This is a genomic window from Pseudomonas protegens (genome assembly GCF_013407925.2).
GTDB lineage: Bacteria > Pseudomonadota > Gammaproteobacteria > Pseudomonadales > Pseudomonadaceae > Aquipseudomonas > Aquipseudomonas fluorescens_AP.
This window is the reverse complement of sequence record NZ_CP060201.1, coordinates 1,501,974-1,528,142: the sequence shown is the minus strand read 5'-3', so window position 1 is coordinate 1,528,142 and position 26,169 is coordinate 1,501,974. Positions and strand designations below refer to the sequence as shown.

The window sequence follows — 26,169 nt, the reverse complement described above, 5'->3', positions numbered from 1 at the left end:
GGGCGTTGGCTTCTCGGGCTGATCAGCAACCGCTGCTGTTCCCTGTGCCCGCCTGAACCAAACACTACTGAACTTCAGCCTCGGCTGAATTGGCTTCTTGCCTGATTACAGGTGGTATTCATGTTGCTCATGTCCAAAAAATCCGCGTTGGCGGCGGCTTCCACGAGCCTGTTCGTCCTGCTCTGGAGCAGTGGCGCGATTTTCTCCAAATGGGGGCTGGCCCACGCTTCGCCCTTTGCCTTCCTGCTGCTGCGCTTTGCCATCGCCTTGATCGGCCTGGTGCTGCTCATGCCCCTGCTCAAGCTGCGGCTGCCCCGGGGACGCCGGGCCATGGGCTTTGCCATGGCCACGGGGTTGGTGCTGCTGGGGGCCTACCAGATCTTCTACCTCCTGGCCCTGGACCTGAAGGTCACCCCCGGCGTGATGGCCACCATCATGGGGGTGCAGCCGATCCTCACCGTGGTGCTGATGGAGCGCCAGCGTTCCTGGAGCCGCCTGTTCGGCCTTGGCCTGGGGCTCGCCGGGCTGATCATGGTGGTGTACCAGGGCATCGGGATGGCGGGGATGTCCGTCTCCGGCATGCTTTGCGGCCTGCTGGCCCTGGTCAGCATGACGGCCGGTTCGATCATGCAGAAGCGCATCACCGACAACCCCTTGGGCACTCTGCCGGTGCAGTACCTGGCGGGCCTGCTGCTGTGCGCGCTGTTCGTGCCGTTCCAGCCGTTTCACGTCGACTACAGCGCCGGCTTCGTGATTGCGCTGCTGTGGATGGCTCTGGTGGTGTCGGTGCTGGCCACCCTGTTGCTGTACCGCTTGATCGCTCAGGGCAACCTGGTGAATGTCACCAGCCTGTTCTATCTGGTGCCGGCGGTGACCGCGCTGATGGACTTTGTGTTTTTCGGCAATCGTCTGGCCTGGCTGAGCCTGATGGGCATGGGCCTGATCATTGTCGGCCTGGTCTTCGTGTTCCGTCGGAGCGCCTGATAGTCGCGGGCGACGATCTTCGCGGTGGTTGCCCAGACCTGCGGCCGAGCGCAATGCTCGGCCGCTTTTGCCCATTATTGATTCAATTAATGATCGACTATAAGCAAGAATAGTGGCTAGATGCCACTATCGTCGTGTAGTTCTTTGCCGGTCAGTAAAGGTCTGATTTCAAACCTTGCATGTGCACGTAATGAGCGACTGAAGCGAACCCTAGAGGTTCTTTTGATAACCAGATGTTTGGACTTCTTTTTTGGTATTCCAAATTAGTCCATCAGACAAACCTTAAAAATTAAAGCCGGTACCTAGACTGACGACATAGTCCTTAAACAAAGGAGAGTCAGTATGAACGTAACGTTCGCTTCAACCGCTTTCGGTTTGCTTTTGGGACTGTCGAGCAGTTGCTTCGCCGCTGCTCCCGTGGCGCAAGGCGTCATCCGCTTTACCGGCAGTATTGTCGAGTCCAATTGCGCGTCCAGCGCTGCCAGCACCGGCTTGAGTCTGCGCCAGTGCCCTCAGGGGTCACGGGGTGGGGCGATTGATGTGACCCGGGTCGGGACCAGTGTCAGCGCGGTGGATCGTTCCGCGGTCAAGCTCAAGCTCCTGGCCGACAGTGGTTCCCAGGGCCGTTACTACGACCAGCAGTACGCCTTCGTCGATCAGTCCGGCAAGGCGGTGACCTCCGGCACTTACCTGATTACCCTGAGCGTTCCATAGGGCCGCCGCCAGTGTTGCGACTCGGAGCCCCAGGCACACCGGGTCGCAGGCTGATCAGAACCAGGCGCTGCTTCAGGCGGCAGATTTTGCAGTGGGCCGCAGCACCAGCCACAGCGCCACGCCAATCAGCGCACCGCCATACAGGTGCGCCATGGACAGTGGCTCATCCAGCAGCAAGGCTCCCCACAACACGCCGAACGGCGGAATCATGAAGGTCACGGTCATTGATCGCACCGGACCGATGGCGCTGAGCAGACGGAAATACAGCACGTAGGCAAACGCCGTGCAGCCCAGCCCCAAGCCCAGCAGCGACAGCCACACGCTCCAGCCACCCCAACTGGCCGGCGGCTGGCTGATGGCGTTGTAGACGAACAGCGGCAACAGCAGCAGGCTGGCCCCGAGCATACTGCCCAGGGCCGAGAGGCGACTGTCCAGGCCGCCGGCCTGATCCAGCCAGCGCCGGGCGAGGAACCCGGCAAAGCCGTAGCAGGTGGTGGCCATCAAGCAGGACAGGGCGCCCAGCAGCAGATCATGGTCGAAGGCCACGGGGCCGGCGCGGGTCAGGATGCCGACGCCGAACAGGCCCAGGCAGACGCCGGCGATCTTGCTCAGGCTCAGCCGCTCATGAAAGAACAGCCCGCCGATCAACACCCCCATCAAGGGCGTGGTGGCGTTGAAGATCGCCGAGTAGCCGGCGGGCAGCACCTGGGCGGCCACCGAATACATGGTTGCCGGGATTCCGGAGTTGATCACGCCCAGCAGCAGCACGGTCTTGAGCTTGCCGCGAAAATTCCAGTCGACCCGCATCAGCGCCAGCATGACCAAGAGCCCGAGCGCGGCGATCGACACCCGGAAAAACGCCGTGGGCACGCTGCCCAGCACCGGGGCGATGATGCGCATGAACAAAAAGCTCGCGCCCCAGATGGCGGCCAGTGACAACAGGCGCAAGAGGTCGACTAGTCTCACGGCAATTTCCTTTATCGAAGGGCGGCGATCTTGCCCAGAGCCTGAGAGCATGGCAAACCCTATCGCACCCGCTACAGGATAAATCGCGTCACCAGCCCATTGAGGTCCACTGCCAGGCGCGACAGTTCCTGGCTGGCGGCGGAGGTCTGGGTGGCGCCCGCAGCCGTCTGGGTCGACAGGTCGCGGATGTTCACCAGGCTGCGGTCCACATCCCGGGCCACCAGGGCCTGCTGCTCGGCGGCACTGGCGATCACCAGGTTGCGCTGGCTGATCTGCGAGATCGCCCCGGTGATCTTCTCCAGCGCGCTGCCGGCGCCGTTGGCTTGCTGCAGGGTTTGCCCGGCCTGTTCGGCGCTGCTCTGCAGGGCGCTGACGGTGGCATCGGTGCCGTGCTGGATACGGTTGATCATCTGTTCGATTTCTTCGGTGGAGTCCTGGGTGCGTTGCGCCAGGGAGCGCACTTCGTCGGCCACCACGGCGAAACCGCGGCCGGCCTCGCCAGCCCGGGCCGCCTCGATCGCGGCATTCAGCGCCAGCAGGTTGGTCTGGCCGGCAATGGCCCGGATCACCTCCAGCACTTTGCTGATGTCCTGGGCCTGGGACGCCAGCCCCTGGGCCTGCTCCGAGGCATCCAGTACCTGGCTGACCAGGTGCTGGATCGACTCGATGGTCTGGCTGACCTGCTGATGCCCGTGGCGGCTGTCCTGGTCCGAGGCTTGGGAGGCTTCGGCGCTGGAGACGGCGTTGCCGGCCACTTCATCCACCGCCGCGCTCATTTGCGTGACCGCGGTGGCGGCCTGCTCGATTTCATCGTTCTGCAACTGCAGGCCGCGGGTGCTCTGTTCCATTACCGAGCTCATTTCCTCGGCGGCCGAGGCCAACTGCCGCGATGAGTCGGCGATGCCACGGATGGTCGAACGCAGGTTGTCCTGCATGCCGGCCAGGGCCGTCAGCAGTTGCGCCGGCTCGTCCCGGCCCTGGCCATTGACGTTCTGGGTCAGGTCGCCGGCAGCGATGGTCCGGGCTATCGCCAGGGCCTGGGCCAGGGGCGCGGTGATGCTGCGGGTCAGTAGCCAGGCCAGGAGCAGGGTGCTGGCCAGGGCGATGGCGATGATGATGCCGACGATCCACTGTGAGCGCTCATAGAGCGTGGCGGCCTCTTCGGCGGCGGTATCGGCGCCTTGCTGGTTGAACTGGATCAGCTCTTCCAGGGTGCTGTCCAGCTGGTTGCCCAGGGGAGCCAGTTCAGCGTTGAGTCGGGTGTAGGCCTGCTCCTTAAGGCCGCTATCGATCTGCTGGATGATGTCTTGCAGAAGGGTCGTGTACTGGTCGATGGCGTTTTTCAGCCGTGCCAGCAGCGCCGCTTCCTGCTCGTTGGTCAGCAGGGCCTTGTGCTGCTCCAGGCGTTGGGCCAGTTCCAGGCGTTCGTCGGCGATCATGCGCTTGCTTTTTTCCCGACTCAGGGGCTGGTCATTGACCAGCAGGCGCAGCGCTTCCAGGCGGATGGTGGCGATATTGGCGGCGCTGTCATGGATGTTCTCGATGCTGGGCATCCACGAGGCCTCGATGACTTTTGCACTTTCGCGCAGGGTTGCCATCTGCCCCAGGCAGAACAGCCCGACTGTCACCAGCAAGGCGGCCAGTACCGTAAAACTCAGGCTGGCTCGCAAGCCGATTCGAATATTCCTGATCGACATCATGTGCTCCTTGAAAACATTAAAAAAACATTCGGCCCTCGCTGATTTAGCGCTGTTGTTAGGGGAGGGTGGGCGCTTTATATGGCAAAGTGCCATTACATTGAAAGTCCCTGAATAGAGCCTTTTCCCCGATAGTCGTGAGTGTTTCCCGGCAACGGGAGCAACTTTTGCGCTACCGGCTTGCGCAAGGCATGAGGCCCTCACGCCGCGTACTGGAAGGCCTGCGGATGAATCGATAAAGCCCTGGCGGTGCCGACCCGCAGGTTTTTTATTGACCGAACGGTCGATTTAAAAAAATGACCGGCAATCGTCAGCAAAGATTTCCCGGCGCGGCAGGCTGGGCGAAAAATGCGCTTCTCCTCGGGTCGTTTCACTGGCTAAGCTCTGGCATCGCAAATTCCCGCAGAGGTCTACTTATGCCGCAGTCATGGCCCGCCGCCGATATCGCTCGAATGATCCTCGATGGCTTCGACGACTACCGCGAGCACTTTCGCCAGATCACCGACGGTGCCCGGCAGCGCTTCGAGCAGGCGCAGTGGCAGGAGGCGCAGAAAGCCTCGGCGGCGCGGATCAACCTGTATGAGGAAAAGGTCGGTGAAACCGTGGCCCGCCTGCACCAGGCCTTCAGCGACGATGCGCTGATGGATGTCGGCCAGTGGCCACTGGTGAAAAGCGCCTACATCAGCCTGATCGACCTGCGTTTTGACGATGAGCTGTCCGAGACCTGGTACAACTCGATCTTTTGCGGCCTGTTCAGCCATGACCTGATCAGCGACGGCTGCATGTTCATTCACACCACCCGGCCCAGCCTGCGCCGGGCCCGGGCCGCGCAGACCCGCAGCTACCACCCCAAGGGCAACCTGCCGGCGATGCTCGAACAGGTGTTCGCCGACTACCGTTTCAGCGAGGACTATGCCGATCTGGCGGGGGACCTGCGGCGCCTGGAGGCGCAACTGCGGGAGAACCTGCCGGACTGGGTGTGCAAGGACCCGGAACTGACCCTGGAGCTGTTTTCCTCGGTGCTCTACCGCAACAAGGGCGCGTACCTGGTGGGACGCATCTTCACCCACGAGGAACAGTGGCCGCTGGTGATCCCCTTGCTGCACCGCGAAGGCCGGGGCATCCAGATCGATGCGCTGATCACTGACGAAGCGGATGTCTCGATCATCTTCTCCTTCACCCGCTCGTACTTCATGGTGGACGTGCCGGTGCCCGCGGAATTCATCGGCTTTCTCAAGCGCATCCTGCCGGGCAAGCACATCGCCGAGCTGTACACTTCGATCGGCTTCTACAAGCACGGCAAGTCGGAGTTCTACCGCGCCCTGATCAACCACCTGGCCAGCACCGATGACCGCTTCATCATGGCCCCCGGGGTACGCGGGATGGTCATGAGCGTGTTCACCCTGCCGGGCTTCAACACGGTGTTCAAGATCATCAAGGACCGTTTCTCGCCGTCGAAAAACGTCGACCGGGCCACGGTGATCGAGAAATACCGGCTGGTGAAGAGCGTGGATCGGGTCGGGCGCATGGCCGATACCCAGGAGTTCGCCGATTTCCGCTTTCCCCTGAGCAAGTTCGACCCGGCCTGCCTTGAGGAACTGCTGGAAGTGGCGCCGTCCACCGTGGCCGTGGAAGACCAGACGGTGCTGATCCGCCACTGCTGGACCGAGCGCCGCATGACCCCGCTCAACCTCTACCTGGAGCACGCCAACCCGGACCAGGTGCGCGAGGCCCTGGAGGACTACGGCCTAGCGATCAAGCAACTGGCGGCGGCCAACATCTTCCCCGGCGACATGCTGCTGAAGAACTTTGGCGTCACTCGTCACGGCCGGGTGGTGTTCTACGACTACGACGAAATCTGCTTTCTCACTGAAGCCAACTTCCGCCACATTCCGGCGCCTCGCACCCCGGAAGACGAGATGGCTTCCGAACCCTGGTACTCCATCGGCCCGCATGATGTGTTCCCCGAGGAGTTCCCGCCGTTCCTGTTCGCCGATGCCGGCCAGCGCAAGTTGTTCGACCAGTTGCACGGCGAGTTGTACAACGCCGACTACTGGAAAGGCCTGCAAGAGGCGATTCGCGCCGGCAAGATCATCGATGTCTTTCCTTACCGGCGCAAAGGCCTGGAGGACGAATAGAAGCAGCGGCTGGCGGTAAGTGACAAGCAGCAAGCTAAAAGCGCAAAGCTGCGTTAATCTTGCGGCTTTTCGCTTGAAGCTTGCCGCTGCTTTCCTATGACTTCCGAATCGCCTGCAATCGACCAACTGCTGAAAAACCTCGATCACGCCATGCTCGCCGACCGCCACCGCTTGCGTCGGCAGTTGCTTGAGCTGCGCAAGAAGCCCGACGAGGCCAAGCTCGCCCAGTGGCTGGAGCGGATGCAGGCGTCGTGCAATCTGGTGACGGCGCGGCGCGACAGCGTGCCGCCGATTCGCTACGACGACAGCCTGCCGATCGCCGCCAAGCGCGACGAGATCAAGGAGGCGCTGCTCAAGCATCAGGTGCTGATCATTGCCGGCGAGACCGGCTCGGGCAAAACCACCCAGTTGCCGAAGATCTGCCTGGAGATCGGTCGCGGCCAGCATGGCCTGATCGGCCATACCCAGCCTCGGCGGATCGCCGCCCGCAGTGTTGCCAGCCGGGTCGCCGAAGAACTGGCCACGCCTTTGGGTTCGCTGGTGGGTTATCAGGTGCGTTTCGAGGATCAGAGCGACTCCAGCACCCTGATCAAGCTGATGACCGACGGCATCCTGCTGGCGGAAACCCAGAATGACCGCTACCTGGAACGCTACGACACGATCATCGTCGACGAGGCCCACGAGCGCAGCCTGAACATCGACTTCCTCCTCGGTTACCTCAAGACCCTGCTGCCACGGCGCCCGGACCTGAAGGTCATCATCACCTCGGCGACCATCGACCTGGAGCGCTTCTCCAAGCACTTCGATAACGCGCCGATCGTCGAAGTCTCCGGCCGCACCTTCCCGGTGGAAACCTGGTATCGCCCGCTGACCCTGGAGCAGGACGAGGAGGGCAACCGGGTCGAGGACGACCTCACGGTGGATCAGGCGATCCTCGCCACCCTGGATGAAATCGCCGCCTACGAGCGTAGCGAGCGGCGCAGCCCCGGGGACGTGCTGGTGTTCCTGCCCGGCGAGCGGGAGATCCGCGACGCCGCGGAGATGCTGCGCAAGGCCCAGCTCAAGCACACCGAGATCCTGCCGCTGTACGCGCGCCTGTCGCCGGCGGAACAGCAGCGCATCTTCCAGTCGCACCCTGGCCGCCGTGTGGTGCTGGCGACCAACGTCGCGGAAACCTCGCTGACCGTGCCGGGCATCCGCTACGTGATCGATAGCGGCACCGCGCGCATCAGCCGCTACAGCTACCGGGCCAAGGTCCAGCGCCTGCCCATCGAGGCGATTTCCCAGGCCAGCGCCAACCAGCGTAAAGGCCGTTGCGGCCGGGTCGAGCCGGGGATCTGCGTGCGCCTGTACAGCGAGGAAGATTTCCTCGGCCGTCCGGAGTTCACCGATCCGGAAATCCTGCGTACCAACCTGGCGGCGGTGATCCTGCAGATGCTCCATCTGCGCCTGGGGGAAATCACCGCCTTCCCGTTTATCGAGCCGCCGGATGGCAAGGCCATCAGCGACGGTTTCAACCTGCTGCAAGAACTCTCGGCGGTGGACCGCAACAGCCAGCTGACGCCGCTGGGCCGGCAACTGGCGCGCCTGCCGGTGGACCCGCGCATGGGCCGCATGCTGCTGGAAGCGGCCAAGCTCGGCAGCCTGCAGGAAGTGCTGATCGTCGCCAGTGCGATGTCGATCCAGGACCCACGCGAGCGTCCGCCGGAGCGTCAGCAGGCCGCTGATCAGGCCCACGCGCAGTGGAAAGATGTGGACTCGGACTTCGCCGGGCTGGTCAACCTGTGGCGCGGTTTCGAAGAGCAGCGCCAGGCCCTGAGCGCCAGCCCGTTGCGCAACTGGTGCCGCAAGAACTTCCTGAACTACCTGCGCCTGCGCGAGTGGCGCGACTCGCACCGGCAACTGAGCCTGATCTGCCGCGACCTGCAACTGAGCTTGAACAAGGAACCAGCGGACTACCCGAAACTGCACAAGGCTGTCTTGGTGGGGCTGCTGAGCCAGATCGGCCAGAAGACCGAAGACGGCGATTATCTGGGGGCTCGTCAGCGGCGTTTCTGGATTCACCCGTCCTCGGGCCTGGGCAAGAAACGCCCGCAATGGCTGATGACCGCCGAACTGGTGGAAACCACCAAGCTCTATGCGCGCATGGTGGCCAAGATCGAGCCGGACTGGATCGAGCCCCTGGCCGGCCACCTGGTGAAGAAGAACCACTTCGAGCCCCATTGGGAGAAGAAGCGCGGCCAGGTGGTGGCCTACGAGCAGATCACCCTGTTCGGGCTGATCGTGGTCGGTCGCCGGCCGGTGCATTACGGCCCGGTGGACCCGGTGGTGTCCCGCGAGCTGTTTATCCGCGAGGCCCTGGTGCGCGGCGAGATCCAGTCCAAGGCCAAGTGCCTGAGCGCCAACACCCAGTTGCTGGAGCAGCTCGACGCCCTGGAAGCCAAGGCCCGGCGCCGCGACATCCTGGCGGACGAGGAAACCCTGTTCGCCTTCTACGACGCACGTTTGCCGGCGGAGATCCACCAGACCGCGACCTTCGACAGCTGGTACCGGGTGCACAGCCAGAAGAACCCGCAACTGCTGATCATGCGCGAGGAAGACGTGCTGGCCCGCGAGGCCAGCGAGGTCACTGCCAAGCAGTACCCGGACACCCTGCATATCGGCGATCTGGAACTGGCCCTGAGTTATCACTTCGAACCCAACCATCCCCGCGACGGCGTGACCCTGCGGGTGCCGGCGCCGCTGCTGCCGGCGCTGCCCGCCGAACGCCTGGAATGGCTGGTGCCGGGGTTGATCGAGGCCAAGTGCATTGCCCTGGTGCGCAACCTGCCCAAGGCCCTGCGCAAGAACTTCGTGCCGGTGCCGGACTTCGTCAAGGCGGCCTTGCAGCGCATGGTCTTCGCCGAAGGCTCCTTGCCCCAGGCCCTGGGCCGCGAGCTGCTGCGCATGACCGGCGCGCGGGTCAGCGACGAAGCCTGGAGCGAAGCCGAACAACAGGTGGAAAGCCACCTGCGGATGAACCTGGAAATCGTCGACGCCCAGGGCAAGTTCCTCGGCGAAGGCCGTGACCTGGCCGAACTGACCGCGCGTTTTGCCGAAGCCAGCCAGGCCGCCCTGGCGGTGCCGCAGACCGCCAAGAGCCAGCAGCCGGTGGAAGCCCGTGTGTTCGCCGCGGTGGCGGAAAAGACCCAACAGAAGATCGCCGGGCTGTCGATGACGGTGTATCCGGCGTTGGTCGAGGAGGCGGGGACGGTCAAGGAAGGGCGTTTCTCCACTGCTGCCGAAGCCGAGTTCCAGCACCGCCGGGCCTTGCAGCGCCTGCTGTTGCAACAACTGGCCGAACCCGCCAAGTTCCTGCGCGGCAAACTGCCGGGGCTGACCGAGCTGGGCCTGCTGTACCGCGAACTGGGCCGGGTCGATGCGCTGGTGGAGGACATTCTGCTAGCCAGCCTCGACAGCTGCATCCTCGACGGCGAAGCCACGCTGCCTCGGGATGGCGCGGGGCTGGCGTCCCTGGCCGAGCGCAAGCGCGGCGCCTGGACCGAGCACGCCGAGCGTCTGGCGCGCCTGACCCTGGAGATCCTCAAGCTCTGGCACGGCCTGCAAAAACGCTTCAAGGGCAAGATCGACCTGGCCCAGGCCGTGGCCCTCAACGACATCAAGTCGCAGTTGGCGAATCTGGTGTACCCGGGCTTTGTCCGGGAAACCCCGGCCCTGTGGCACAAGGAACTGCCGCGCTACCTCAAGGCGGTGGAACTGCGTTTCGAGAAACTCGGCAGTCAGGTGCAGAAGGACCGGGTCTGGAGCAGCGAACTGGCCGGTCTGTGGAGCCAGTACCAGACCCGGGCGCAGAAACATGCCCAGGAAGGCAAGCGCGATCCGCAACTGGAGCTGTACCGCTGGTGGCTGGAGGAGTACCGGGTGTCGCTGTTTGCCCAGCAGTTGGGGACCAAGGTGCCGATTTCCGACAAGCGCCTGAGCAAGCAATGGAGCCAGGTCGAAGCCTGACCCTCGCGCGCTCCGTCGATCTTGCAGTTGCGGCGAAAGATCGATGGTTATGGCAAACTTCGCCGTCATAAATGCCGGCCCCGGTTAGCAGCACCCCAGCCAGCCCGGGCGGATCGGAATAAAGCGATGCCAGCAACGGCTCCCTCAGCGGGAGCCGTCCCTTTACGGTTTGGTACGACGGTGCCAATACCTTCTGCCTCAACACATTAGAGGAACGACCGTGCATAACGTCGTCATCAGCGGCACCGGCCTGTTTACCCCGGCCAACAGCATCTCCAACGAAGAGCTGGTGGAGTCCTTCAACGCCTACGTCCATCAGTTCAACAGCGACAACGCCGCCGCCATCGAGCGCGGTGAAGTGCAGGCCCTGACGGAATCCAACGCCGCGTTCATCGAAAAAGCCTCGGGCATCAAGAGCCGCTTTGTCATGGACAAGGACGGCATCCTCGATCCGCAGCGCATGACGCCGCGCCTGCCGGAGCGCTCCAACGACGAGTGGTCGGTGCTCTGCCAGATGGCCGTGGCCGCCGCCGAACAGGCCCTGCAACGGGCCGGCAAGACCGCCGCCGACATCGACGGGGTGATCGTCGCCTGCTCCAACCTGCAGCGCGCCTACCCGGCCATCGCCATCGAAGTCCAGGCCGCCCTGGGCATCCAGGGCTTCGGTTTCGACATGAACGTGGCCTGCTCCTCGGCGACCTTCGGCATCCAGGCCGCCAGCAACTGCGTGCAACTGGGCCAGGCCCGGGCGATCCTGATGGTCAACCCGGAAGTCTGCACCGGGCACCTGAACTTCCGCGACCGCGACAGCCACTTCATCTTCGGCGACGCCGCCACCGCGGTGATCATCGAGCGCGCCGACCTGGCCACCTCCCCGCACCAGTTCGAGATCGTCAGCACCAAGCTGCTGACCCAGTTCTCCAACAACATCCGCAACAACTTCGGCTTCCTCAACCGCGCCGCGGAAGAGGGCGTCGGCGCCCGCGACAAGCTGTTCGTCCAGGAAGGCCGCAAGGTGTTCCGCGACGTGTGCCCGATGGTGGCCGAGCTGATCGCCGCGCACCTGGAAGAGAACCAGCTCAACGTCAGCGACGTGAAGCGCTTCTGGCTGCACCAGGCCAACCTCAGCATGAACCACCTGATCGTCAAGAAGCTCCTGGGCCGCGAAGCCTCGGTGGAAGAGGCGCCGGTGATTCTCGACACTTACGCCAACACCAGTTCGGCGGGGTCGGTGATTGCCTTCCACAAGTACCAGGACGACCTGGCCAGCGGCTCCCTGGCGGTGCTCAGCTCCTTCGGCGCCGGTTATTCGATCGGTAGCGTCCTGCTGCGCAAGCGTTGATCTAGGCTGATGCGGGTGTGGCGCCGGGCGGCATTGGCGCGTCACACCCTCTTGAACCTGCATGATTGAACGAGGCACGAATGGCTGCTGCTGATGACACGCAACTGCTAGAGCGCCTGTTGGCGGGCGAACAAAAGGCTTACAAGGAACTGGTCAGCACCTACCAGAGCGCCATGCGCGCGGTGGCTTACGCGATTGTCGGCAATCGTCACGCCGATGAAGTGGTGCAGGACGCCTGGCTGTCGGTGGTGCGCAATCTGTCGGGCTTTCAGGGGCGTTCCAGCCTCAAGACCTGGCTGCTGACCATCACCGCCAACGCGGCCAAGGGCCGCTATAAACAGAATCGCCGGGAAGTCTTGCTCGATGATCTGCCCGCGCCTCACGGCACCGTGGGCGATGAGCGTTTCTCTTCCAGCGATGGCCACTGGCTGGTGGCGCCTTTCGCCTGGCACGAAGACACCCCCGAAGCCCTGCTGACCGAGTCCGAGCTGCGCGAGTGTCTGGAACACACCCTGCTCAGCCTCTCGGAACTGCAAAGCAGCGTCCTGCTGCTGCGCGAGCGCCAGGGCCTGGAGCTGGAAGAAATCTGTAATCTTTTGGGGCTCACGCTCTCCAATGTCCGGGTGCTGTTGCATCGGGCACGTCTGAAGGTCTTCGCCACCGTGGAGCATTTTGAGGAAACCGGCCAATGCTGACCTGTAAGGAACAAGTGGCACGTTCCAGCGATTATCTCGATGGTCAGTTGAGCTTTCGCGAGCGCCTGATGGTGCGCCATCACCTGTTGTTCTGCCCCAATTGCCGGCGTTTCATTCGGCAGATGCGCCTGCTCCAGGCCACCTTGCGGGTGTTGCCGGAGCCGCCCCTGGAGGGTTTGGATGACTTGGCCGAGCGTCTGGCGACGCAACGCAACAAGGACGTTTGAGCGGGAAAAACACAGGCCGGCGCGGCGACCACGAACGGATGATGGGGGAGCGTTGCCCCGCGCCGGACTGTTGAAACCCGGCAGACGTTGTGCGCGGTTGGCACGCCCAGCGTCTGCGGTGTACGAGCAGGTCGCTTAGAACTTGGCTTCGGCGTCCAGTTGCAGGGTGTTGGTATTGGCGTCGCGCTGGGTGCGGCTGGAGTAGTCGGCCTTGGTCAGGAAGTAGGTCGCGCCCAGGGCGAAGTTCTTGTCGATGTCGTAACCGACCTTGAACTTGTGACCGCGGGAACCGGTAGTGCCGTTGGCGAAGTCGGAGTCGGTAAAGGCGCCGACCACGGCATTGCGCTGCACGTCGCGGTAGTTGTAGTCGAGGTTGAAGCCGAAGACCTTCGACTTGGCGCCCAGCAGCCAGGCGGTGTCCTGATCGTTCACCGCATCGTTGTTCTTCACGTACTGGCCGTAGAACGACAGCGGCATCGGCAGGCCGCCGATGTCGATCTGGCTGAAGCCTTCGTACAGGCGGAACTGGTTGTCGGCCGAGTTGCCGTTGACCGCCAGGGCGCAAGGGGTGGAGGTGCCGGTGCAACGGCTGTCCTTGTCGTTCTGGTAGGCATAGACGCTGCCGCCGAGGGTCAGCTTCAGGTTGTCGGTGAGGGCGAAGCGGCTACCCAGTTGGCCGGCGGTCAGGCGCAGGTCATGACGGAACTGCACGCCTTCGCCGTCGACGTTGTCCTTGAGAGTGTAGTTACCCAGGCTGCCGAACAGTTCGGCACTGCCGCCCAGTGGGTATTTGTAGGTGACGGCCAGGCCTTCTGGGTTGATGTCACTGTCCCAGATCACGTCGCCCATGCTGACCCAGGGTTGCAGCATCTTGCCGCCGATCACGTGCAGGTTCTTGACCGCGTCCGGGTGATAGTCGATGTAGCCCAGGTCCAGCCAGATCTGTTTCTTGTCGAAGTAGTTGTCCATGTCCTGGTTGGTGGAGCGGGCATCGTCGCCGCCGCCGGTGGCGATGCGGATGCCGGTGTCCACCTGCGGGTTGATCTCGCTGTAGGCGCCCAGGCGAGCACGGATGCGCTGGCGATCCTTGTCGCGGCCGCCGTTGTTGGCTTCGCCATCGATCTTGACGGTTTCCTGGCGGATTCGAACGTCGCCCTTGAACTGCGTCTTGGCCGCCCAGGCCAGCTTCTGGTCGAAGGCGCTCAGCTCGTTGGCTTTCTTGGCCGCCGCCGCCACTTGTTCATTGGTTTCTTGCTGCGCTTGCTGAGCGATTTGCTGGGCCTTCTGATCCTTGGCCAGTTCGGCTTGCAGTTCAACGTACTGCGCCTGGGAAATCGAGCCGTTGGCCTTGAGCATGTCGAGCAGTTTGGCGTCGACCGCAGCACTGGCGGGCACGCTCATGGCCAGTAACAGGCCGCCACACAGGGCTGCCGCGGTTTTCGTGGAAGCAAGACGCATAGCAATCTCCGAAGGTAAGAGTGGATGGCTCAACCATCCTGGACACAACCGACCTGTGCAGATCGGAAAACAGTGGTCGGGTAGAACCCGGCGCTCTAAAAACAGGCGCCAGTATCACGATGGTTTATGACAGCGGGGTGGCAAAGTAATGGCGTGTCGATGACGATTGCTGACGGCCATACACCCCCGAGCGGGGGCGTGGTGGGTGCCGGGAAAGGGGAAATGTCGGGGGGCGTTCAGCCGCCGCTAAGCGAGTGGGTGCCGCCCAGGAAGAGGTCGGGGCATCGGGGTGAAGCGGCTTGGCCCGAGGTCGGGCCTGCGGGGTCAGGGGCAGGTGGTTTCGTGCAGGTACAGCCACTGCACCGAGTTGTCCTGGACACGGATGATCGCCAGGGACAGGCGCGCGGTTTCGAGCGAGTCCAGGCGCTGGATTTCCTTGTAGCGGATCGCCGCGCACTGGCCTTCCTGCCACACGCAATGCAGGTCGCTGAGCCTGATCTGCAGCCCCGGGCGCTTGCCCAGGCCCGTGCGAAACAGCTGTTGCACCTGCTCGCGGCCCACTAGGGCGCCGCCGGTGGTGACCATCTGGAAGTCTTGGGCGAACAGTTCCAGCAAGGGGTCGAGGCAGGCCGCGGCGTCCCCCTGCTGGTTGCTGAAGACGCGGTGAATCAGTTGGTGAATCCGCTGCACGCTGTGTTGCGCTTGTTCAATGATCGAGTTGGGCATGTGAGGCCTTCATGGAGGGGAGTCGGTTCAGGGTCAGCAGCGGCAGCAGACCGGCTGCAGCCGCCAGCAACAGGCTCAGGTGATAGGCGCCGGTGGCATCGGAGTACCCCAGCAGCAGGTTGTAGAGCATCAGCAACCAGGCGGCGCCGAGGCTGAATGCCACCTGCCGGTTGATGTTCCAGATCACGCTGGCCTGGTGCGTATCGGCGCCGTCGAAGTCCAGCAGGGCAGTGGTCTGCGCGGTGTTGGCGCCGGCACCGCCGCCCAGGCCCATCAGCAGGTAGGCCAGCGCCAGCAGCGGCAGATCGGCAGTCGAGTCGACCCCGCACAAAGTGGCGATGCCGGCGCTGTGCAGCACCAGGGCCGTGGCGAACAGCCGCGTGGCGCCCAGACGATTGTAGAAGCGCCCGCCCGCCAGCATCGCCAGCAGCGCGCCGGCGGCGTACAGCAGCATGAACATGCCGCTGTGCCGGGCGCTCAGGTGCAGGTGCTCCTGGAGGAAGAACAGGCTCAGCAGATTGACCCCGGTGAAGATCCCCGGAATGGCGTGATAGATCGCCACCGACAGGCTCAGGCGCGGGTTTTTCAGCAGTCGCAGTTCGACGATGGGCCGGGCACGGGTCTGGCAATGGCGCCGGTAGCACTCGGCCAGGAACAGCCCGGCGCCCAGGCTCGGCGCCGCCTGATACAACGGGTAGCCGCTGCCGTACAGCGACATGCCGAGCAGCAGGCCGCCCAGGCTGGCGCTCATCAGCAGCAGGCCGCGCAGGTCCGGTCGATCCGCGGGCGCCGTGGGTTCAGGGTTGATCCAGCACCAGGACAGCAGGGCCGCCAGCAGCGACAGCGGCAGGCTGGCGAAGAACACCCAGCGCCAGGAGCTGTGATCGACAATCGCTCCGCCCAGCGTCGGTGAAAGCGCCGGCGCCAGCAGGGCCACGGCCATCACCAGGGTGGAGATTCGTGCCCGTTGCACGCCCTGGAACAGGTTGAAGGTCAGTGCCTGCCCCAGGGGAATCAGCAGACCGCCGGCCATGCCCTGGAGCAGCCGCCAGAACACCAGCGACATGAAGCTGTCGGCCAGTCCGCACATCAGCCCCGCGCCACTGAACAGCAGCATCGAGGCGCAGAGTACCTGGCGGTTGCCGAAGCGTGCGGCCAGCCAGGTGCTGATGGCAATGACCAGGGTCAGGCCGAGGATGTAGGCGTTGGCGACCCAGGCCACGGCGGCGCTGGACACCTGCAAGTGGCTGGCAATGCTGGGCAGGGCCACCGCCGACATGAAGATGTTGACGCAGTCGATAAAGAACCCGAGGAGAAATACCACCGCCACTTTGTATCTGTCAGTCATGCCGTCTCCCTTTTTGCGCGCAGCTTAGGGAGCTTGGGGGCGGAGTGTCGATTGACGCATTGTTTAACGAGGCTTGACAGTGAGCGAGACTTTTCACAGCCAGTTGCACCGGGTGCAGACCTTCCTCGCGGTGGTCGACTTCGGTTCCTACACCCGCGCCGCGCAGTACCTTGGCATTAGCAAAGCCATGGCCAGCCTGCATATCAAGGCCCTGGAGCAGGCACTGGCGAGCACCTTGCTGGTGCGCACCACGCGGCAGGTGACCCTGACCGAAACCGGCCAGGATCTCTACGACGAATTCAAGGGGATTGTCGCCAATATCGACACGGCCTTCGACAACGTGCTGCATGGGCGCAACCGGGTCAGCGGCAAGTTGCGCATCAGTTCCACGGCGGAGTACGCCGAGACTTTCGTGCTGCCGATCCTGCCACTGTTCACCGCGCGCTACCCCGAGGTGCGCCTGAGCTATCACTTCAATTCATCGCTGAATGATCTGGTCGCGGAAAAGCTCGACCTGGTGATCCGCCTCGGCCATCTGGCGGACTCGGGATTCAAGGGGCGCAAGCTTTCGGACTACGCCATTGCCCTGGTGGCCAGCCCGGCGCTGCTCGAGGGCCGGGAGTTGCAGCAGATCGAGGATCTGAGCGCATTGCCGTGGATCGGCAACAGCAATCTGGCCGGGCCGCCCAGCTGGACCTTCAACCATCCGCGCCGTGGCGCGGTGGAGGTGAAGGTCGGCCCCGGGCACGAATCCAACTCGGCGACGGCGATTCGCGCCCTGGCCCTGGCTGGCCTGGGGCTGGCGGTGCTGCCGGAGTGGATGATCCTCGACGACCTGGGCAGCGGCCGCCTGGTGCGGGTCCTGCCGCAGTACGGCCTGGCCACGCAGCCGGTGCATGTGCTGTTTCCCAACAGCGCGCACCTGCCGCGCAAATCCCGGGTGTTCATCGATTTTCTCGCCGAGCATCTGGGGCGTTGAGGACGTGCCCGGCTGGCAGCGGTTTCGGTGAACCCGGGGATGGAGGATACTCGCCGGGTTGTCCGATCTGAATTCCGGGGACCCCGATGCCGCTGCAATCCTTGAACAGTCTGTCTGCCGTCGATCCCACGCAATGGGATGGCTTGCTCAAGGACGGGCAACCCTTTGTGCGCCACGCTTTTCTCAGTGCCCTGGAAGACAGTGGCAGCCTCGGTCCGCGCTCGGGCTGGCAGGCCGAGCACCTGTTGCATGTGGAGGACGGCCGCCTGCTGGCGGCGCTGCCCAGCTATCGCAAATTGCATTCCTACGGTGAATACGTGTTCGATCACGGCTGGGCCGATGCCTGCGCGCGGGCCGGGATCGACTATTACCCCAAGCTGCTGACGGCGGTGCCGTTCAGCCCGGTGAGTGGCGCGCGGGTGCTGGCGGCGACCCAGGCGGATGCCTTCGAGCTGTTGAAAAGCCTGCCCGGCTATCTGGAGATCGAAGGGCTTTCCAGTGCCCATATCAACTTCACCGACGACTTCAGCGACGCCGCCCTGGAACAGCAATCGGGTTGGCAGCAGCGCCTGGGCTGTCAGTTCCACTGGCAGAATCGCGGTTATCGCGACTTTCAGGATTTCCTCGACGCCTTGAGCTCGCGCAAGCGCAAGCAGATGCGCAAGGAGCGCGAGCAGGTGGCGGGGCAGGGCTTTGATTTCCAGTGGTTCGAAGGCCATGAACTGGACGAGGCGCAGTGGGATTTCGTCTACGCCTGCTACGCCAACACCTATGCGGTGCGGCGTCAGTCGCCGTACCTGACCCGGGCCTTTTTCAGCCTGTTGGCCGAGCGCATGCCCGAAGCGATTCGCGTGGTCCTGGCCAAGCAGGGCGGGCGCCCGGTGGCCATGGCCTTCAGCCTGGTGGGCGGCGACAGTTTCTACGGCCGCTACTGGGGCTGCCTGGCGGAGTTCGACCGCCTGCATTTCGAGACCTGTTTCTACCAGGGCATGGAGTACGCCATCGCCCAGGGGCTGCAGCGTTTCGACGCCGGCGCCCAGGGCGAGCACAAGCTGATTCGCGGCTTCGAACCGGTGATCACCCGCTCCTGGCATTACCTGCGCCACCCCGGCTTGAACGCCGCGGTGCAGGACTTCCTGCAACAGGAGCGGGCCGGGGTTCGCGCCTATGCCGAGGAGGCGAGGGACGCCTTGCCCTATCGGCAGGCGTGACCCTCGCCGCTGCCGGTCAGTTGTCTTCCTTGCCCAGCCAGCGGTAGACCACACCGCCGATCACCGCGCCGAGGATCGGCGCCAGCCAGAACAGCCACAGTTGCTGCAAGGCCCAGCCGCCGACGATCAGCGCCGGGCCGGTGCTGCGGGCCGGGTTGACCGAAGTGTTGGTGACCGGGATCGAGATCAGGTGGATCAGGGTCAGGGCCAGGCCGATGGCGATCGGCGCCAGTCCCGCCGGGGCGCGCTTGTCGGTGGCGCCGAGGATGATCACCACGAACATCAAGGTCATCACCAGCTCGCAGACAAACCCCGCAGCCATGGAATAGCCGCCGGGGGAGTGTGCGCCGTAGCCGTTGGAGGCCAGCCCCGAGGCCAGCTCGAAGCCCGGCTTGCCGCTGGCGATGAAGTACAGCAACGCCGCGGCGATCACCCCGCCGATCACTTGGGCGACGATATAGGCCGGCAATTCCTTGGCCGGAAAGCGTCCGCCCACCACCAGCCCTACGGACACCGCGGGGTTCAAGTGACAACCGGAGATATGGCCGATGGCGAAGGCCATGGTCAGCACCGTCAGGCCGAAGGCCAGGGCGACGCCCAGCAGGCCGATGCCGACATTGGGAAAGGCCGCGGCGAGCACGGAGCTGCCGCACCCGCCCAGGACCAGCCAGAAAGTACCGAGCATTTCGGTAACGGAACGTTTGAACAAAGACATGGAGGAGTCCTTGATAGGTCAACCTATCAACGCGATACAGCTGTTATGCATCCCGCAGGTTAACTACAGGTTCCGCTCCGGAACCTAGGGTGAGTACAGCAGGCTTTTGGCGCAATTCCAGCCCGCCCAAAAAAACGCCAGAGCCCTTGAAACCAAGGCCCTGGCGCGTTGTGCGGCGACTTTGTGTAACTGATCAGCACCCTGTAGCCGCTGCCGCAGGCTGTGACCGAGTCCGCAGGACTCGCAAGGCGGCCGCCGCGATTGACCAGGCAAACCGCGGATGCAGGTTCTGCGGCCCCTGCGGTGCCGATCGCAGCCTGCGGCAGCGGCTACAGATCAGTCGATGCCGACGAAGCCTCCGGTCTGGTGCTGCCACAGGCGTGCATAAAGACCGCCGTGGGCCAGCAGTTCGGCGTGGGTGCCAGTCTCGGCGATGCGCCCGTGCTCCAGGACCACCAGGCGGTCCATGCGGGCGATGGTGGAGAGGCGGTGGGCGATGGCGATCACGGTCTTGCCCTGCATCAGGGTTTCCAGGCTTTCCTGGATCGCCGCTTCGACTTCCGAGTCCAGGGCCGAGGTGGCCTCGTCCATGATCAGGATCGGCGCGTCCTTGAGCAGGACCCGGGCAATGGCGATGCGCTGGCGCTGACCGCCGGACAGCTTGACCCCGCGCTCCCCGACATGGGCATCGAAGCCGGTGCGGCCCTGGGCATCGGACAACAGCGGGATGAACTCATCGGCGCGGGCCTTGCGCACCGCTTCCCAGAGCTCCTCGTCCGTGGCGTCGGGGCGGCCGTAGAGCAGGTTGTCGCGGATCGAGCGGTGCAGCAGCGAGGTGTCCTGGGTGATCATGCCGATGCGTTCGCGCAGGCTTTCCTGGGTCACTTCGGCGATGTTCTGGCCGTCGATGAGGATCTGCCCGCCCTGCAGGTCGTAGAGGCGCAGCAGCAGGTTGACCAGGGTCGACTTGCCGGCCCCGGACGGGCCGATCAGGCCGATCTTCTCGCCGGGACGGATCTCCAGGTTGAGGTCGCTGATCACCTTGTTGGCCTTGCCGTAATGAAACTCCACATGCTCGAAGCGTACGCCGCCCTGGGCCACGGCCAGCTTGGGCGCCTGCTCGCGGTCGGTGAGCTGCAGCGGCTGGGCGATGCTCTGCAAACCGTCCTCGACCATGCCGATGTTTTCGAAGATGCCGTTGATCACCCACATGATCCAGCCGGACATGTTGACGATGCGGATCACCAGACCGGTGGCCAGGGCGATGGCCCCGGCGCTGATCAGCGACTGGCTCCACAGCCACAGGGCCAGGCCCGTGGTGCTGACGATCAGCAGGCCGTTGAGGCTGGTGATGGTCACGTCCATGGTGGTGACCACACGCCCGGCCAGCTGGCTTTTCTCGGTCTGCTCGGCAATCGCCTCGCGGGCGTAGCTCTGCTCGAAATGGGTGTGGGCGAAGAGCTTGAGGGTGGTGATGTTGGTGTAGCCGTCGACGATCCGCCCCATGAGTTTTGAGCGGGCGTCGGAGGCGTCCACCGAGCGCTGCTGGATGCGCGGCACGAAGTAGCGCATGGCGCCGATGAAACCTGTGATCCACAGCAGCAGGGGGATCATCAGGCGCCAGTCGGCGTCGGCGAACAGCACCAGGGAGCCGATGGCGTAGATGGTCACGTGCCACAGGGCGTCGATCACCTGCACCGAGGAGTCCTGCAGCGAGTAGCCGGTCTGCATGATGCGCTGGGCGATGCGCCCGGCGAAGTCGTTCTGGAAGAAGTTCAGGCTCTGGCGCAGCACGTAGCTGTGGTTCTGCCAGCGGATCAGGCTGGTCATGCCGGGGTTGATGGTCTGGTGCATCAACAGGTCATGCAGGCCCACCATCAGCGGCCGGAACAGCAGGGCCACCACCGCCATCCAGGCCAGTTCCAGGCCGTGGTCGCTGAACACCTGGGCGCTGGGCGTGCCCTGGGCCAGGTCGATGATGGTGCTCAGGTAGCTGAACAGCGACACCTCGATCAGGGCCACGAACAGGCCCACCACCAGCAGGGCGACGAAGCTCGGCCAGACTTGCTTGATGTAGTGGAAGTAGAACGGCAGGACCCGATTGGGTGGGGTGGCGCTGGGGGCGTCGCGGAAGATATCGATCAGTTGTTCAAAACGACGAAAGAGCATGGGGGTATTGAAGCCCGGGGTGCGGGCTCTCCTGTGCTGAAAGCGGACGGGGCGCCGGGTGGGGCGCCGCCGTCGGGACAGGCTGGCGGATTCAGTCGATGCGCTTGGCCGACTTGATCAGCACCGGGTCCACAGGCACGTTCTGCATGCCTTGCTTGGTGGTGGTCTGGGAATTGACGATCTGGTCCACCACGTCCATGCCGCTCACCACCTTGGCGAATACGGCGTAGCCGGCGTCGCGGCCCGGGTCGAGGAAGGCGTTGTCGGCGACGTTGATGAAGAACTGGCTGGTGGCCGAGTTGGGGTTGGAGGTGCGGGCCATGGACAGGGTGCCGCGCACGTTATGCAGGCCGTTGGAGGCTTCGTTCTTGATCGGGTCGCGGGTGTCTTTCTGCACCATCTGCGCGGTGAATCCGCCGCCCTGGACCATGAAGCCCGGGATCACCCGGTGGAAGATGGTGTTGGTGTAGAAGCCGCTGTCGACGTAGTCGAGGAAGTTCTTGCTGGAGATCGGTGCCTTGACCGGGTCCAGCTCGACTTCGATCTTGCCGAAGCTGGTGTCCAGCAGGACGTGGGGCGCCTTGGCCGGTTGCGCGGCCATCAGGTTGGCCGCGAACAGCACGGAGCCGGCGACGAGGGCGATTTTTTTCAGCATGGTTCAGTGATCCTGGGTGGTGGTGTCGACTGTGGTTGTGAAGTCCAGCAGGGTTTGGTTGAAGCGCTGCGGCTGGTCCAGCGGCGTGGCGTGTCGGGAATCCTCGATCACCACCAGCCGTGCATCCGGCAGCAGTTTGACATAAGCCTCCTTGACCGCCACCGGGGTGTAGTCGTGGTCGGCACTGACGACCAGGGTTGGACAGGTGATACGGCCCAGTCGTTCCTGCACCCCCCAGCCGACGATGGCGTCGAAGCTGGCGAGATAAGCACGTTTGTCGTTTTTTGCCCAGCGCTCGGCCATTTTTTGCCGCAACTCGCCTTGCTCCGGCTTGGGAAACAGCCGCTGGCCCAGGGCCTGGCCGATGGTGGCCAGGCTCAGCACCCGGGCCAGGCTCCAGCGTTTGAACCACTGCCAGTAGTCATTGGCGCTGCGCACCTTGACCTCGGGGGCGCTGTTGACGATGCACAGGCTCTTGAGCAGTTGCGGCTGATCCACGCCCAGCTGGAAGCCGACCATGCCGCCCATGGACAGCCCGACATAATGCGCGGGGCCCAGGTTCAGGTGTTCGATCAGCGCCACGATGTCGGCGGTGAAGCCCGGGATGCTGTAGCGCTCCCGAGGCTTGTCGGAGCGTCCGTGGCCACGCAGGTCGGGGACGATCAGGCGGTAGCGGGTCGAGAGCTCGGGGATCTGCTTTTCCCAGTCCTGGGCGCTGGAGCCCAGGCCGTGAACCAGCAGCAGGGGCTCGCCCCGGCCGTATTCCTCGTAGTGCAGGGTGCAACCTTCATGCTCGAAATAGGCCATGGCAGAACTCCTGTTCTGGTGAGTGGACGTCAGGCTTGCTCGGGGGCGGCAAAGGGCGCATCCAGGGGCGCGGTGTCGAAGGTGCGCAGCAGTTCCACGAGGATCTGCGTGGCCGGGCCCAGGGGTTTGTCCTTGTTGGAATAGAGGAAGAAGGTCGGGTGGCGACTGCCGCCCTGGTCCAGGGGCAGGACCTTGAGCAGGCCTTCGCGCAGTTCCCGTTCGATCAGGTGCCGGGGCAGCCAGGCAAAACCCAGGCCGCTGCCGACGAAGGTCGCGGCGGTGGCCAGGCTGCCCACGGTCCAGCGCTGCTCGGCGCCGAGCCAGCCGACATCCCGTGGCTGCTGGCGGCCGGAGTCGCGGATCACCACTTGCAGCTGGCTTTCCAGGTCCTGGAAGTGCAGCTCCCGTTGCAGGCGGTGCAGGGCGTGTTCCGGGTGGGCCACGGCGACGAATTCCACCGAGCTCAGCTCGGTGCCCAGGTAGCCGGAGATGTTGAAACTGCTGATGGCCAGGTCGGCCACGCCTTCGAGCAGCACTTCCTCGACCCCGGACAGCACTTCCTCGCGCAGACGCACGCGGCAGCCGCGGCTTTGCGGCATGAAGGCGGTCAGGGCGCGCACCAGCCGCGCGTTGGGGTAGGCGGCGTCCACCACCAAGCGCACTTCGGCTTCCCAGCCCTGTTCCATGTGGTGGGCCAGGTCTTCCAGTTGGCTGGCCTGCTTGACCAGTTGCCGGGAGCGGCGCAGCAGCACGCCGCCGGCTTCGGTGAGCACCGCCTTGCGGCCATCGATGCGCAGCAGCGGCACGCCGAGCTGGTCCTGCATGCGCGCCACGGTGTAGCTGACCGAGGATTGCGAGCGGTGCAGGGCTTCGGCGGCCTGGGCGAAGCCGCCGTGATCGACCACCGCCTGCAGGGTGCGCCATTGATCCAGGGTCACGCGGGGCGCTTTCATGAGGGACTCCTCTTGTCCTAAGCTGGCGCTCCTTATTGGAGACTGCCGAATGAGAAAATTCTGTTGTGTGTTGCTGGCGCTGTTGCCCCTCGGCGCCTGGGCCTATCCCATCGATGTCGAGAAGCAGTTGAACGGCCTGAGCATCGACTACACCACCTTTGCTACCGATGAAGACATCGGCTCCATCCAGCTGAACAACTTCGGCAAGAGCGACGCCGTGTGTTCGGTGGTGTTTCGCAATGGCCCCGAGTCGCCGCGCAACCGCAAGGTGGAAGTTGCCGCGGGGCAGAGCAAGAACGTCACCGCCAAGTTCAACCGCAAGATCATCAAGCTGCGCCTGGAACTGAACTGCCAGGCCAAGTGATCGAAGCCGGCTCGGCCCCGGGAATTGCGCTGAGGCCGGCTGTGCTTATAAACGAATTTATTGATTGGTTATAGCAGTTATTTGCGCTTTTTCATCGATATCACTCTGTTTAATCTGCCCCCCATCGACTTACGCATACCCCGATGGAGGCTTCAGCCATGTCCCGCGTCCTGATCATTGAAAGCAGCGCCCGCCAGCAGGATTCCGTATCCCGGCAACTGACCCAGACTTTTATCCAGCAATGGCAGGCCGCTCACCCCGGCGACTCGATCACGGTGCGTGATCTGGCCCGCCAACCGGTGCCGCACCTGGACGCCAACCTGCTGGGGGGCTGGATGAAACCCGCCGAACAGCGCAGCGCCGCCGAACAGGACTCCCTGCAGCGCTCCAACGAATTGACCGACGAACTGCTGGCCGCCGACGTGCTGGTGCTGGCCGCGCCGATGTACAACTTCGCCATTCCCAGCACCCTGAAGGCCTGGCTCGACCATGTGCTGCGCGCCGGGGTGACCTTCAAGTACACCGACACTGGGCCACAAGGCCTGCTCACCGGCAAGCGTGCCTACGTGCTCACCGCTCGTGGCGGCATCTACGCCGGCAGCAGCGCCGATCACCAGGAACCCTACCTGCGTCAGGTGATGGGCTTTATCGGCATCCACGACGTCGAGTTCATTCACGCCGAAGGCCTGAACCTGGGTGGCGACTTCCATGAAAAGGGCTTGAACCAGGCCAACGCCAAGCTGGCCCAGGTGGCCTGAGCGGCGATTCCTGAGCCGAGGCGCCGCTCAGCGAAGGGCTCTGCGGCGCCGTTAATCCGCAGATAATCCCCGGGTGTTCAAGTAGCGCCTGCGGATCCCCTTCAAGCCGGTTCGCGCATCGAACCTCCCTTTGCACTGGTTGCTCCTTCAGTGCCGACGCCCGATTGCACGCCTAGCGAGATCGGGCTTTTTTTTGCCCGGGATTTCATCTGCGCGGGCAAAACCGCTATCGTCGCCGCCATTCAAGATGAGGCGAACATGGGCTACCTACTTTTTGTCACCCTGATCCAGGCGTTTTCCTTCAGCCTGATCGGCGAATACCTGGCCGGGCATGTCGACAGCTACTTCGCGGTGCTGGTGCGGGTGCTGCTGGCGGGGCTGGTGTTTCTTCCGCTGACCCGCTGGCGCCGGGTGGAGCCGGCCTTCATGCGCGGCATGCTGCTGATTGGCGCGCTGCAGTTCGGCATCACCTACGTGTGCCTGTACCTGAGCTTTCGGGTGCTGACGGTGCCGGAGGTGCTGCTGTTCACCATCCTCACGCCCCTGCACGTAACCCTGATCGAAGACGCCCTGAACCGGCGCTTCAATCCCTGGGGCCTGCTGGCGGCGCTGGTGGCGGTGGCGGGCGCGGTGGTGATCCGCTACGACAGCGTCAATCCGGATTTCTTCATCGGCTTCTTGCTGCTGCAACTGGCCAACTTCACCTATGCCGCCGGGCAAGTGCTGTACAAGCACCTGGTGGCGCGCTACCCCAGCGACCTGCCGCACTACCGGCGCTTCGGCTACTTCTACCTGGGAGCCTTGCTGGTGGTGTTGCCGGCGTTCCTGCTGTTCGGCAAGGCCCATTACCTGCCTGATGCGCCGCTGCAATGGGCGGTGCTGCTGTTTCTTGGCCTGGTGTCCACGGCCCTGGGCATGTACTGGTGGAACAAGGGCGCGTGCCTGGTGACCGGCGCCACCCTGGCGGTGATGAACAACCTGCATGTGCCGGTGGGGCTGCTGGTCAACCTGCTGATCTGGAACCAGCATGAAGATCTGGGGCGCTTGTTGCTGGGTGGGTTGGTGATTCTCGGGGCGGTGTGGATCAGCCGCCGCGGCGGCCGGCCTGTGCAGGCCAGCTGAGAGCGTTGTGGCGAGGGAGCTTGCTCCCGCTCGGCCACCGTGGTGGCCGCAAGAGCTGCTTGTGCGATTGACCTGAAGCCATGCCCTGGCCGCCTTGGGCGGGCGCTGCCCGCCAGCGGGAGCAAGCTTCCTC

At 64.0% G+C, this 26,169-nt stretch carries 22 protein-coding genes; 12 read left to right on the top strand and 10 right to left on the bottom strand.

What is annotated here, in order from left to right; all coding sequences use genetic code 11:
• The first annotated feature begins 120 nt into the window (after positions 1-120).
• Positions 121-984: a DMT family transporter gene (locus GGI48_RS07150; RefSeq protein ID WP_179597629.1), complete on the top strand. Its 864-nt coding sequence runs from the start codon at positions 121-123 to the stop codon at positions 982-984.
• Between the two features lie 342 nt (positions 985-1,326).
• A complete protein-coding gene (locus GGI48_RS07145) occupies positions 1,327-1,698 on the top strand; it encodes a hypothetical protein (RefSeq protein ID WP_016966746.1) in 372 nt (123 codons plus the stop codon).
• A 72-nt stretch (positions 1,699-1,770) separates the two neighbouring features.
• On the opposite strand, the gene GGI48_RS07140 is transcribed toward GGI48_RS07145, so the two are convergent.
• A complete protein-coding gene (locus GGI48_RS07140) occupies positions 1,771-2,664 on the bottom strand; it encodes a DMT family transporter (RefSeq protein ID WP_179597627.1) in 894 nt (297 codons plus the stop codon).
• Positions 2,665-2,735: 71 nt separating this feature from the next.
• A complete protein-coding gene (locus GGI48_RS07135; protein WP_047302529.1) occupies positions 2,736-4,361 on the bottom strand; it encodes a methyl-accepting chemotaxis protein in 1,626 nt (541 codons plus the stop codon).
• Positions 4,362-4,777: 416 nt separating this feature from the next.
• Here GGI48_RS07135 and aceK point away from each other — a divergent pair, with 416 nt between their 5' ends.
• The 5 genes from aceK (at position 4,778) to GGI48_RS07110 (ending at position 12,771) form a co-directional block, all read left to right on the top strand.
• Positions 4,778-6,499, top strand: a complete 1,722-nt coding sequence (gene aceK, locus GGI48_RS07130; RefSeq protein ID WP_016966740.1) for a bifunctional isocitrate dehydrogenase kinase/phosphatase — start codon at positions 4,778-4,780, stop codon at positions 6,497-6,499.
• 96 nt (positions 6,500-6,595) lie between these two features.
• Positions 6,596-10,507, top strand: coding sequence for an ATP-dependent RNA helicase HrpA (gene hrpA / locus GGI48_RS07125; protein WP_047302531.1), 3,912 nt, complete (start codon positions 6,596-6,598; stop codon positions 10,505-10,507).
• A gap of 220 nt (positions 10,508-10,727) precedes the next feature.
• On the top strand, positions 10,728-11,849 hold the full coding sequence (locus tag GGI48_RS07120) for a beta-ketoacyl-ACP synthase III (RefSeq protein WP_047302532.1): 1,122 nt from the start codon (positions 10,728-10,730) through the stop codon (positions 11,847-11,849).
• A gap of 80 nt (positions 11,850-11,929) precedes the next feature.
• Complete coding sequence (locus GGI48_RS07115; RefSeq protein WP_016964978.1) at positions 11,930-12,544, top strand: RNA polymerase sigma factor; 615 nt, start codon at positions 11,930-11,932, stop codon at positions 12,542-12,544.
• Positions 12,538-12,771, top strand: a complete 234-nt coding sequence (locus tag GGI48_RS07110; protein WP_179597625.1) for an anti-sigma factor family protein — start codon at positions 12,538-12,540, stop codon at positions 12,769-12,771. Before GGI48_RS07115 ends, GGI48_RS07110 begins: the two co-directional genes overlap by 7 nt.
• A 135-nt stretch (positions 12,772-12,906) precedes the next feature.
• Here the strand turns inward: GGI48_RS07110 and GGI48_RS07105 are convergent, their stop codons facing one another.
• From GGI48_RS07105 to GGI48_RS07095, 3 genes are all read right to left on the bottom strand, one after another.
• On the bottom strand, positions 12,907-14,229 hold the full coding sequence (locus tag GGI48_RS07105; RefSeq protein ID WP_016964976.1) for a putative porin: 1,323 nt from the start codon (positions 14,227-14,229) through the stop codon (positions 12,907-12,909).
• A gap of 324 nt (positions 14,230-14,553) precedes the next feature.
• Complete coding sequence (locus GGI48_RS07100) at positions 14,554-14,955, bottom strand: DUF4440 domain-containing protein (RefSeq protein WP_179597623.1); 402 nt, start codon at positions 14,953-14,955, stop codon at positions 14,554-14,556.
• Positions 14,936-16,303: an MFS transporter gene (locus GGI48_RS07095; RefSeq protein WP_179597621.1), complete on the bottom strand. Its 1,368-nt coding sequence runs from the start codon at positions 16,301-16,303 to the stop codon at positions 14,936-14,938. The genes GGI48_RS07100 and GGI48_RS07095 overlap by 20 nt, the downstream gene beginning before the upstream one ends.
• 73 nt (positions 16,304-16,376) lie before the next feature.
• Between GGI48_RS07095 and GGI48_RS07090 the strand changes: the two genes are divergently transcribed.
• Both GGI48_RS07090 and GGI48_RS07085 read left to right on the top strand, forming a co-directional pair.
• Positions 16,377-17,282 carry a LysR family transcriptional regulator gene (locus GGI48_RS07090; RefSeq protein ID WP_016964973.1) on the top strand — a complete coding sequence of 302 codons (906 nt, stop codon included), beginning with the start codon at positions 16,377-16,379 and terminating at the stop codon, positions 17,280-17,282.
• Positions 17,283-17,368: 86 nt separating this feature from the next.
• On the top strand, positions 17,369-18,493 hold the full coding sequence (locus GGI48_RS07085; RefSeq protein ID WP_179597619.1) for a GNAT family N-acetyltransferase: 1,125 nt from the start codon (positions 17,369-17,371) through the stop codon (positions 18,491-18,493).
• 16 nt (positions 18,494-18,509) lie between these two features.
• Here the strand turns inward: GGI48_RS07085 and aqpZ are convergent, their stop codons facing one another.
• The 5 genes from aqpZ to GGI48_RS07060 all read right to left on the bottom strand — a co-directional run bounded on the left by aqpZ (position 18,510) and on the right by GGI48_RS07060 (position 23,792).
• Positions 18,510-19,208 carry an aquaporin Z gene (aqpZ, locus tag GGI48_RS07080; RefSeq protein WP_179597617.1) on the bottom strand — a complete coding sequence of 233 codons (699 nt, stop codon included), beginning with the start codon at positions 19,206-19,208 and terminating at the stop codon, positions 18,510-18,512.
• 336 nt (positions 19,209-19,544) lie between these two features.
• A complete protein-coding gene (locus GGI48_RS07075; protein ID WP_179597615.1) occupies positions 19,545-21,377 on the bottom strand; it encodes an ABC transporter ATP-binding protein in 1,833 nt (610 codons plus the stop codon).
• 91 nt (positions 21,378-21,468) lie between these two features.
• On the bottom strand, positions 21,469-22,032 hold the full coding sequence (locus GGI48_RS07070) for a peptidylprolyl isomerase (protein ID WP_016967472.1): 564 nt from the start codon (positions 22,030-22,032) through the stop codon (positions 21,469-21,471).
• 3 nt (positions 22,033-22,035) lie between these two features.
• On the bottom strand, positions 22,036-22,839 hold the full coding sequence (locus GGI48_RS07065; RefSeq protein WP_016967471.1) for an alpha/beta fold hydrolase: 804 nt from the start codon (positions 22,837-22,839) through the stop codon (positions 22,036-22,038).
• Positions 22,840-22,868: 29 nt separating this feature from the next.
• Positions 22,869-23,792, bottom strand: a complete 924-nt coding sequence (locus tag GGI48_RS07060; RefSeq protein WP_016967470.1) for a LysR family transcriptional regulator — start codon at positions 23,790-23,792, stop codon at positions 22,869-22,871.
• A gap of 49 nt (positions 23,793-23,841) precedes the next feature.
• Here GGI48_RS07060 and GGI48_RS07055 point away from each other — a divergent pair, with 49 nt between their 5' ends.
• The 3 genes from GGI48_RS07055 (at position 23,842) to GGI48_RS07045 (ending at position 26,036) form a co-directional block, all read left to right on the top strand.
• Positions 23,842-24,156: a hypothetical protein gene (locus GGI48_RS07055; protein ID WP_016967469.1), complete on the top strand. Its 315-nt coding sequence runs from the start codon at positions 23,842-23,844 to the stop codon at positions 24,154-24,156.
• Positions 24,157-24,314: 158 nt separating this feature from the next.
• A complete protein-coding gene (locus tag GGI48_RS07050) occupies positions 24,315-24,914 on the top strand; it encodes an FMN-dependent NADH-azoreductase (protein ID WP_179597614.1) in 600 nt (199 codons plus the stop codon).
• Between the two features lie 258 nt (positions 24,915-25,172).
• Positions 25,173-26,036, top strand: a complete 864-nt coding sequence (locus tag GGI48_RS07045) for a carboxylate/amino acid/amine transporter (protein WP_016967467.1) — start codon at positions 25,173-25,175, stop codon at positions 26,034-26,036.
• The last annotated feature ends 133 nt before the right edge of the window (positions 26,037-26,169 follow it).

What these genes read in the sequence shown, in the direction of transcription:
- GGI48_RS07150 (WP_179597629.1), top strand. Translation starts at nt 121, where the DNA reads ATGTTGCTCATGTCCAAAAAATCCGCGTTGGCGGCGGCTTCCACGAGC.
- GGI48_RS07145 (WP_016966746.1), top strand. Translation starts at nt 1,327, where the DNA reads ATGAACGTAACGTTCGCTTCAACCGCTTTCGGTTTGCTTTTGGGACTG.
- GGI48_RS07135 (WP_047302529.1), bottom strand. Translation starts at nt 4,361, where the DNA reads ATGTCGATCAGGAATATTCGAATCGGCTTGCGAGCCAGCCTGAGTTTT.
- aceK (WP_016966740.1), top strand. Translation starts at nt 4,778, where the DNA reads ATGCCGCAGTCATGGCCCGCCGCCGATATCGCTCGAATGATCCTCGAT.
- hrpA (WP_047302531.1), top strand. Translation starts at nt 6,596, where the DNA reads ATGACTTCCGAATCGCCTGCAATCGACCAACTGCTGAAAAACCTCGAT.
- GGI48_RS07115 (WP_016964978.1), top strand. Translation starts at nt 11,930, where the DNA reads ATGGCTGCTGCTGATGACACGCAACTGCTAGAGCGCCTGTTGGCGGGC.
- GGI48_RS07110 (WP_179597625.1), top strand. Translation starts at nt 12,538, where the DNA reads ATGCTGACCTGTAAGGAACAAGTGGCACGTTCCAGCGATTATCTCGAT.
- GGI48_RS07105 (WP_016964976.1), bottom strand. Translation starts at nt 14,229, where the DNA reads ATGCGTCTTGCTTCCACGAAAACCGCGGCAGCCCTGTGTGGCGGCCTG.
- GGI48_RS07100 (WP_179597623.1), bottom strand. Translation starts at nt 14,955, where the DNA reads ATGCCCAACTCGATCATTGAACAAGCGCAACACAGCGTGCAGCGGATT.
- GGI48_RS07095 (WP_179597621.1), bottom strand. Translation starts at nt 16,303, where the DNA reads ATGACTGACAGATACAAAGTGGCGGTGGTATTTCTCCTCGGGTTCTTT.
- GGI48_RS07085 (WP_179597619.1), top strand. Translation starts at nt 17,369, where the DNA reads ATGCCGCTGCAATCCTTGAACAGTCTGTCTGCCGTCGATCCCACGCAA.
- aqpZ (WP_179597617.1), bottom strand. Translation starts at nt 19,208, where the DNA reads ATGTCTTTGTTCAAACGTTCCGTTACCGAAATGCTCGGTACTTTCTGG.
- GGI48_RS07075 (WP_179597615.1), bottom strand. Translation starts at nt 21,377, where the DNA reads ATGCTCTTTCGTCGTTTTGAACAACTGATCGATATCTTCCGCGACGCC.
- GGI48_RS07070 (WP_016967472.1), bottom strand. Translation starts at nt 22,032, where the DNA reads ATGCTGAAAAAAATCGCCCTCGTCGCCGGCTCCGTGCTGTTCGCGGCC.
- GGI48_RS07065 (WP_016967471.1), bottom strand. Translation starts at nt 22,839, where the DNA reads ATGGCCTATTTCGAGCATGAAGGTTGCACCCTGCACTACGAGGAATAC.
- GGI48_RS07060 (WP_016967470.1), bottom strand. Translation starts at nt 23,792, where the DNA reads ATGAAAGCGCCCCGCGTGACCCTGGATCAATGGCGCACCCTGCAGGCG.
- GGI48_RS07055 (WP_016967469.1), top strand. Translation starts at nt 23,842, where the DNA reads ATGAGAAAATTCTGTTGTGTGTTGCTGGCGCTGTTGCCCCTCGGCGCC.
- GGI48_RS07050 (WP_179597614.1), top strand. Translation starts at nt 24,315, where the DNA reads ATGTCCCGCGTCCTGATCATTGAAAGCAGCGCCCGCCAGCAGGATTCC.
- GGI48_RS07045 (WP_016967467.1), top strand. Translation starts at nt 25,173, where the DNA reads ATGGGCTACCTACTTTTTGTCACCCTGATCCAGGCGTTTTCCTTCAGC.